Annotated in this window: 3 protein-coding genes; 1 reads left to right on the top strand and 2 read right to left on the bottom strand. The window is 62.9% G+C overall.

Annotated features, from left to right (window positions below; all coding sequences use genetic code 11):
* Positions 1 to 229, top strand: a 229-nt coding sequence (locus MOV61_RS29425; protein ID WP_247139116.1) for an aldo/keto reductase, incomplete at its 5' end; no start/stop codon positions are given.
* 285 nt (positions 230 to 514) lie between these two features.
* On the opposite strand, the gene MOV61_RS29420 is transcribed toward MOV61_RS29425, so the two are convergent.
* Together MOV61_RS29420 and MOV61_RS29415 are read right to left on the bottom strand one after the other, a co-directional pair.
* Positions 515 to 1,888, bottom strand: a complete 1,374-nt coding sequence (locus tag MOV61_RS29420; protein WP_247139115.1) for a M20/M25/M40 family metallo-hydrolase — start codon at positions 1,886 to 1,888, stop codon at positions 515 to 517.
* 1 nt (position 1,889) lies between these two features.
* Positions 1,890 to 2,701, bottom strand: an 812-nt coding sequence (locus tag MOV61_RS29415; RefSeq protein ID WP_309493879.1) for a hydantoinase/oxoprolinase family protein, incomplete at its 5' end; no start/stop codon positions are given.

Here is a 2,701-nt window from a genome sequence, read left to right as displayed (position 1 = left end):
GGTCGTCGCCGGCCTGAAGGTGGTCGCCGAGCGTCACGGACGGCCGATGGCGCAGGTCGCATATGCCTGGGTCGCCAGCCGCCCCGCCATCACCGCACCGATCGTCGGAATTTCGAAGCCGGGGCAGTTCGCGGATGCGGTCGAAGCGCTGGAGATCAGGTTGAGCGAGCAGGATGTTGCAGAGCTCGAACAGCATTACCTTCCCAAGTCGATCGCCGGGCATGCCTAGCCGAGCCTCCGGTTGGAGTGCGTTTTAGTAAAAAGAACATCCCGTCAAGGTTTCCGCGGCTCGCGCCCTTACGAGCATGCACTCCAGTAAGCAAGCCGCCGTTAACGGCAGGATGCCCGTCGCTTCAACCACGACGGCGGCTGTCCGTAGAACCTTCCTCAAGCGCCCTGCCGCAAAGAGAGACAACCGGGTCGATGAGAGGGACATTTGATCGGTTCATAAAACCGGACCCCTCTCGATGATGTTCCAATCTTTGCGGGGATTTCTTTCGCCACAAAGGCAGGATTACGGCTTCATCTCACCCAGCTTTGTCAAAAGCGCCGCCCCCGTCTTGATGCCGGCAATGAACAAATCCAGCTTCAGGTTCTCATTCGGCGCATGGTTCGCCTCATCCGCATTGGCGTAAGGCACGACGAACGCCGGTTTCTTCAGGATCTTGGTGAACACGTAGTCCGGAAGCGAGCCGCCGACGGTCGGGTAGAGCAGCGGCTCGACGCCGCGGGCGGTGAAGATGGCATCCTGGATGACCGGCGCGAACGGGCTGTCCATCGGCGTCTTCGACGGCAGCATGGCGTTGAGCGGCACGAATTCCACGTCCGGCGCATGGGCCGCCACATGCGCCCGTACCTTCTCGAACACGTAGTCCGGCGTCAGGCTTTCGACCAGGCGGATGTCGCATTTGGCAAACGCCTCACAGGGCAGAACCGTCTTCTGGCCCGGCCCGCCGTAACCGCCATGCAGGCCGTTGATGGTCAGCGTCGGGTGGAACATCAGCCGGTCGAAATAACCGCGGTCGAGCGGAGCGTCGAGTTCCTTGATGCCGAGATCGGCCTTGATCGCATTGAGGTCAAGCGGCAGCTTCGAGACCGCCTCGCGCTCCATATTGGTCGGCGGCACGACGACATCATGCAGGCCGTCGATGGTGATCTCGCCCTTGTCGTTCTTCATCGTCGCCAGCAGATGCACGAGCTTCCAGATCGCATTCGGCATCACCCCGCCGAAATTGCCGGAATGGGCATCGCGATTGGCGGTCTTCGCGCGCAGCTCGAAGGATGCGACACCGCGTACGCCAAAGGTGATGATCGGCGTATCGGATTCATGCAACGGCCCGTCGGAGGTGACCACCAGATCGGCATTGAGCTTCTCGGCATGTTCGGCCACGAACTCGGCGATATGCGGGCTGCCGATTTCCTCTTCGCCTTCCAGCAGGAAGATGACGTTGCAGGGCAGTTCGCCGGTCACCTTCAGATGCGATTCCAGCGCCATCAACTGGGCGAAATGCTGACCCTTGTTGTCGCCGATGCCGCGGGCATAGATGCGCCCGTTGCGGATTGTCGGCTCGAAGGGCGGGCTGTCCCAGAGTTCGTAGGGCTCCGGCGGCTGCACGTCGTAATGGCCGTAGAGAAGCACGGTCGGTTTGCCCGGCTGCTTTTCCATGCGGCCGAGCACCATCGGATGGTTCTTGGTCGGGATGGTGACCGCCTCCATGCCCATTCCGTTCAGCATGTCGACGAGGATGGCCGCGACTTCCGCGATGCCCTTGTTCTGGGCGCTGATCGAGGGATGGCGGACATAATCCATCACCCGCTCGATGAAGCTTTCGCGGTTTTCTTCGATATGCGCGAAGACGCGCTCCAGATCGCTCTCTTGCTCAGTCATCTCATGCATCCTGTTTGGCTGTCAGAAGGAGGGCGCCGGAACCGTGCACCGTGCCGCTCCAGCCGGGTGCGACCAATGTCGTCGTGTCGAGCTGGGTGAGGATCATCGGCCCCTTGAACGTGGCGCCTGCACCGAGCGTCGAACGGTCAACGACCGGAACGCTCGTCACGCCGCTTTCGAAATGCACCGGCACATGGTCGAACGGGGTAACGTCGGAACCCTTATCGAGGATCGCCGGCGGCGGTTCGACCGTCATGCCGGCTGCCTCGACCCGCAGTGTCACAAGCTCTATCGCGGCTTCCAGCGCAAAACCATAGAGCGCCTTGTGCTCGGCGGCAAACGCAGCCTCGACAGACTCGCGGGTTTCGCCCCAGGTGACGGCAAGTTCGCCGCCCTGGCCGTGGTAGCGCAACAGCGCGACGGTCGCGATGCGGCGGTCCTTTTCAGCAACGCCTTCCGTGTCGAACCAGGCGGCAGCTTGGGTCTTGAGCTCGGCGATGATGCCGTTGGCCGCCACCACATCCACCGCACCGGCTTTCGGCAACGTGCGGCTGAACTCGGCCTTGAGGTCGGCGGCCAACAGGCCGTCGGCGCAGAGGATGCCGGGAGCCGGCGCGATCATGACGCGGGAAATGCCGAGCAGTTCGGCGAGCGCGCAGCCATGCAAGGGGCCGGCACCACCGAAGGGCACCAGCGTGAAGTCGCGCGGATCATGCCCGCGTTCGACCGAAACCACGCGCACCGCGCCGACCATGTGGTTGTCGACGATCGCCAGAATGCCCCGCGCCGCCGTCGCCGTCGAAAGACCGAGCG

The organism is Neorhizobium sp. BETTINA12A, assembly GCF_023006485.1.
Classification (GTDB): domain Bacteria; phylum Pseudomonadota; class Alphaproteobacteria; order Rhizobiales; family Rhizobiaceae; genus Neorhizobium.
The sequence above is the reverse complement of the archived record's forward strand: the minus strand, read 5'-3'. Positions and strand labels throughout refer to the sequence as shown.